At 59.0% G+C, this 4,364-nt stretch carries 4 protein-coding genes; all 4 read right to left on the reverse strand.

Going from position 1 to position 4,364, the window contains the following annotated elements; genetic code table 11:
• Window positions 1-137: 137 nt before the first annotated feature.
• The 4 genes from R6U20_RS10525 to R6U20_RS10540 all read right to left on the reverse strand — a co-directional run bounded on the left by R6U20_RS10525 (window position 138) and on the right by R6U20_RS10540 (window position 3,769).
• On the reverse strand, window positions 138-818 hold the full coding sequence (locus R6U20_RS10525; RefSeq protein ID WP_410337814.1) for a flagellar motor protein MotB: 681 nt from the start codon (window positions 816-818) through the stop codon (window positions 138-140).
• 438 nt (window positions 819-1,256) lie between these two features.
• The gene (locus R6U20_RS10530) at window positions 1,257-1,652 is read right to left on the reverse strand and encodes an NFACT RNA binding domain-containing protein (protein ID WP_410337815.1); all 396 of its coding nucleotides are present in this window, start codon (window positions 1,650-1,652) and stop codon (window positions 1,257-1,259) included.
• A gap of 171 nt (window positions 1,653-1,823) precedes the next feature.
• A complete protein-coding gene (locus tag R6U20_RS10535) occupies window positions 1,824-2,909 on the reverse strand; it encodes an NFACT family protein (protein ID WP_410337816.1) in 1,086 nt (361 codons plus the stop codon).
• Window positions 2,910-2,998: 89 nt separating this feature from the next.
• Window positions 2,999-3,769 carry a hypothetical protein gene (locus tag R6U20_RS10540; protein ID WP_410337817.1) on the reverse strand — a complete coding sequence of 257 codons (771 nt, stop codon included), beginning with the start codon at window positions 3,767-3,769 and terminating at the stop codon, window positions 2,999-3,001.
• Window positions 3,770-4,364: the final 595 nt, after the last annotated feature.

Raw genomic sequence — 4,364 nt, forward strand, 5'->3', positions numbered from 1 at the left:
CACATCCGCTCAGCACAATCAGCAGGGCAAGCAGTCCGGTGTATCTCCACAGACGGATGGGTATGTGCTTTGAGGGAACCATGGGTTATAAGTCAACGAGGATTAGCGATGATAAAGAAGGGGCCGCATGAACAAAATTAGTAGTCAGGTACCCATCCGGGGGGAGGCGTATCGGTAAAGACGAGCCGCATCTCCAGGCGGCGATTCTCAGCACGGGCGGCAGGCGTTTCGTTGCATGCCTCAATGTCGTCTGATGGACAGTTGCGCGGCCGGAACTCGCCATACCCCGACGCTGACATGTCTATCTCTGTAGGGTCGAGCCCGCCTTCAATGAGAGATTCAACCACGCGGGTAGCACGCGCAGTACTCAGTTCCCAGTTTGAGCGGAAAGAGCCGCTGATCGGCACGTTGTCGGTGTGCCCTTGCACCTGCACCTCGGTGAGTGTTTCGAGCCGTTCGCCCCCGGCACGCCCTGTAATTTCGCGAGCGATTTCGCTCATTAGATCGGCTCCCAGTTCACTCAAAGCATCATCTCCACTTTCGAACGTCACATCTGCGCCAAACTGGAGGTTTTGGATAATCCCATCGCGCGTGACTTCGATGTTGTATCCTGATTGGCGCAGTTCCTCAATCCGTGCGTCGATCTGCTCTTGTTCTTCCTCACGTAGTTCAATCCATGGTTCTTCTTCTTCATCATCCAACTCAATAAATCTCGCCACCTGATAGGTGACCATGAGGACCATGACGAGGGCAAAAGCCAGCATCGCATCGGTAAACACCGGCCATACGTTGACGGTTGAGGAGCGGCGTCGGGCCATGATGTGTGGGGGAAGGCCAGGTACTGCAAGCGGGAAACGGGCATCAGACCCGTACTAAGTCCGCGTCTGACTGCTTATTATTGAGAAGACATATATAAGGTAATGTGTCGTCACAAGGATGTCAAATGGGTGCACCAATGGATAACGGCCAATGCTCCGAAGCCGTAGCATCAAAGCAGATAGGCATCTCCTCAATCGGTTGTGGCAAGGTGTAACAAGGGAGCATTCCCAGACTTTAGGGTTCAGAAGCGAGGTTCAGCCGACTTTTGTAGGATTGTGAGATTAGCCGCCGCAGGCTACGACGCTCTCCCGCAGGATTTCTCATAGCCGGCGATCGCTTGCACCTGTTTCTTCCTGCGCTAAACACGTACGGACCGTCGGTGCCAGGTCCTGTGATTAATCTCACGCGGCCTGCTCATCCGGTGCCCGACTTCCCGCTTATCTTTCAGGCAGTCCGGGTTCGACCATGACGACGTCTTCGTGCTGGACTGTTACGGCGCCGGGTGGGCTGCCTTTGGGGCTGCGCACGTACTTGCGGCGCGTGTACATGACGGGCACTGCGCCGCTGCCTCGGGCTTTGCTGTAGTATGCGGCGATCTGGGCGGCCTGCACAATGCGACGCCGTCCGGGCTCAGCGTCGCGGTTGGGCAGGTGCAGCACGGTGTGCGAGCCCGGCACCTGACGCGCATGCATCCAGAGGTCGTATTTCTGCGCGGTGTGGAAGGTCAGTTCGTCGTTCTGCCGCGCGTTCTTGCCGACCCACACCTCAAAGCCATTGCCCAGGTCGAAGCGCCGGAACGGAAACGTGTCCACATCCGAAGAGCCGCCGTCCATGAACGGGGCAATCTCGTCCGCGCGCTCCTTGCGAAAGCGCTTGATGCCGCTGAGCGTGTCGATGGCGCGCAGGTCGTCTAAGAGCTGCTGGGCGGACTCTGCGCGCGCGAGGGCGTCGTCGAGGCGGGCCTCGGCCTCCTGACGCGAGCGCCGCGTGCGGCGGGCCCGGTCTTAGTAGTGCTCGGCATTTGCAACGACCGACTTGGCAGGGTCGAGCGGAATGGTGATGGGCTCCTCGTCTTCGCTAAACATATTGGGGAGCGTCACCTCTTCCGCACCGGGAGCCACCTCGGGCTGGGTCATGAGCAGATGGGCCCATTGCTCGTATTCGGCGGCGCGGCTTTCGTTGGTAAGCTCCTGCATCATCTGCTCGGTGGTGCGCTGGGCCCGGTCGGCAGCCCGTGCCAGGGCGTCGTCGAGCGGGGCGTAGAGGCGCTCGAAATGCTGTTTCGCCAGCATGCGACGCACGGCTACGCGCACGGCGTTGTCCACATCGCTGAAGGCTTCGCGTTCGTCGGAGCGGTGCTGAAGCGGGATCAGCGCAAAGGCGTCGGGGAACGAGTCGGTGCCGTAGAGGCGCGGACTCGGCGTCTCCAGCTCGCGTAGAATCTGCTGGGCGGAGGCGAAGAGCTGCTCTTTCGCAGTGGATGATACGGTTTCAGGATCGGCAGTGGGGTCGAGTCCGGCACGGTGCACCGTCTCGCGGGCCAGCAGCTGTCCGAATAGGGGCACGGCGGACTGAATGGCTTGCCGCGTTTTGTTGCGATTGTTGCGCCAGCGTCCCAGGAAGTCGTCGAGCGTGTCGGGCATAGGGGCCGCGCGTGGTGTGGGGGCGTCGGTACCGCATAGGGTGTCGGCGTTGCGAAAGGCATCGCGAATGGCATGGGCCTCCGCATCCACCCAGAACACGTTGGCGCGCGCCCCGAAAAGCTGCCACACAAGACGCGAGCCGTCGTCAAGGGTGCACATGACCATGCGGTCGAGGTGGGCAATGCGCAGGTCGGTGACGGTGCGCCCGCGCGCTTCGGGAAAGAGCGTGGCTACGTTGCTCTTTTTTTTGCTGATGCCGTGGGTACGAAACAGGAACAGGAGCGGACGCTGCACGGAGGCGCGCAGCATGTAGGCGGATTCGGGGCCAGTCAGCGCAAGCGAGAATTCGTTCTTGACCTGCGAGAAGGCATCGTGCACCTGGCATCCGACCAGGTCGTCGTGCCAGCGGCGCACCAGGGCGCGTAGCGTAAAGTAGCTGTTGATCATGAGCAGACGCTCTGAATCGGAAAGAAGATGGGAGGCGCTCTACCGATGCAGAGACAGGGAGATTCCGAACAAGCGCGATAGCTGTATGCCTATGCCCCAATATCCCATGCAAACCGTAAGTGCGCACGGGGAGATGAGATCGAGCGCACATGCAGCGTGATCTCTTCTACATCAGCTAAAATGTTTTCAACTGTATCGGTCTGGCGCGCAAAGGTCAGGGTGTTGCGGCGATAGAATACGCCCTCTCCATTTCGGGTGGTGTACTGCACAATATCAGTGTCAATACGGCTGGGCGTATGGGTCGAGTCGGAATCGTCGAACTGCAGGAAAGTACGCGCGCCCATCTGGTGTATACTGGTATATTGAAAGGCATCGTCTACCCGTTCATCCACGTACAGGTAGACATCGATGCGAATGGACTCGCGGTGGAGGGTGTCTACCTCGCGCTGAATGGTTTTGTGGGCTTGCTCGCGTGCATATGCATCGAGTGGGATGCGCTGGTTTAGGGCGGAAAGGCGGAGGTCGCGGCTCCACAGCGTAGCGAAGCTTGAAAACGTGGAGGGCTCAAATAGATCGCGTCCTCGCGTCTGGCGGTGGCGCGCTGAAGCATTCACCCAGAGCGTGCCAAAAGGGGCGTCGCTCTCTAATTTGAGTTGGCCTTCATCGGTGGTATCGATGCGGGCTTGGCTCAGGCGGTCGAATGAATCCATCACACGCGTAGTGGGAAGGAAGTGCGCAGCCACATCCGTCTCATTCCGTATCCCGCTCTGCAAGGCAGCGCATCCGCCCAAGCCACTTAGGCCCCCAAGCACTATAACAGCCCCGAGCCAGTAGAGGGCAGCGCGTGTACAAAAAGACATATGCATGGGGCCGTCCGGATAGGACGTTGAGTCAAAGTAAAGGCAAGATGGTCGTTGAGCAGCAGCGATGAACGTGCTAAGAACGGGTTGTGCTATAGGTTCAGAAGTCGCACAGCCCCCCAACGCCCGTCATCCAGATCCTGAATCGAGTTCAGGACAGGCAAGGCGCCCCTGGCGCCGCTGATCCGGAGCCGAGCGAAGCGAGGGCCGAAGGTCATGCCTGTGGTACGCACGAAGTAATCCATTCGCCGTTTGAGGGCGAACTCACTCCGCTCACGTATCCCTCCATTGGGGCATGGATCCCAGATCGTCTGCCGACAGCCGTCGGCATCCGTCTGGGATCACGGTGTGGGGGCATAAACAAGCATTTCTGTATGTTCAACAGCGATCAGATGTATAGCACAACGCATTCTCAGTGCGTTGTGCTATACATCTGATCGCTGTTGAACATACAGAAATGCTTGTTTATGCCTTCACACCGTCATCCCAGACGGAGCGGAGCGACGATCTGGGATCCACGCCCCAATGGAGGGATACGTGAGCAGAGTGAGTTCGCCCTCAAACGGCGAATGGATTACTTCGTGCGTACCACAGG

The sequence above is a fragment of the Longimonas sp. genome, from assembly GCF_046498435.1.
Classification (GTDB): domain Bacteria; phylum Bacteroidota; class Rhodothermia; order Rhodothermales; family Salinibacteraceae; genus Longimonas.

Bases quoted from the DNA above. Each gene is read 5' to 3' on its own strand.
- R6U20_RS10525 (WP_410337814.1), bottom strand. From the start codon at position 818: ATGGCCCGACGCCGCTCCTCAACCGTCAACGTATGGCCGGTGTTTACC.
- R6U20_RS10530 (WP_410337815.1), bottom strand. From the start codon at position 1,652: ATGGACGGCGGCTCTTCGGATGTGGACACGTTTCCGTTCCGGCGCTTC.
- R6U20_RS10535 (WP_410337816.1), bottom strand. From the start codon at position 2,909: ATGATCAACAGCTACTTTACGCTACGCGCCCTGGTGCGCCGCTGGCAC.
- R6U20_RS10540 (WP_410337817.1), bottom strand. From the start codon at position 3,769: ATGTCTTTTTGTACACGCGCTGCCCTCTACTGGCTCGGGGCTGTTATA.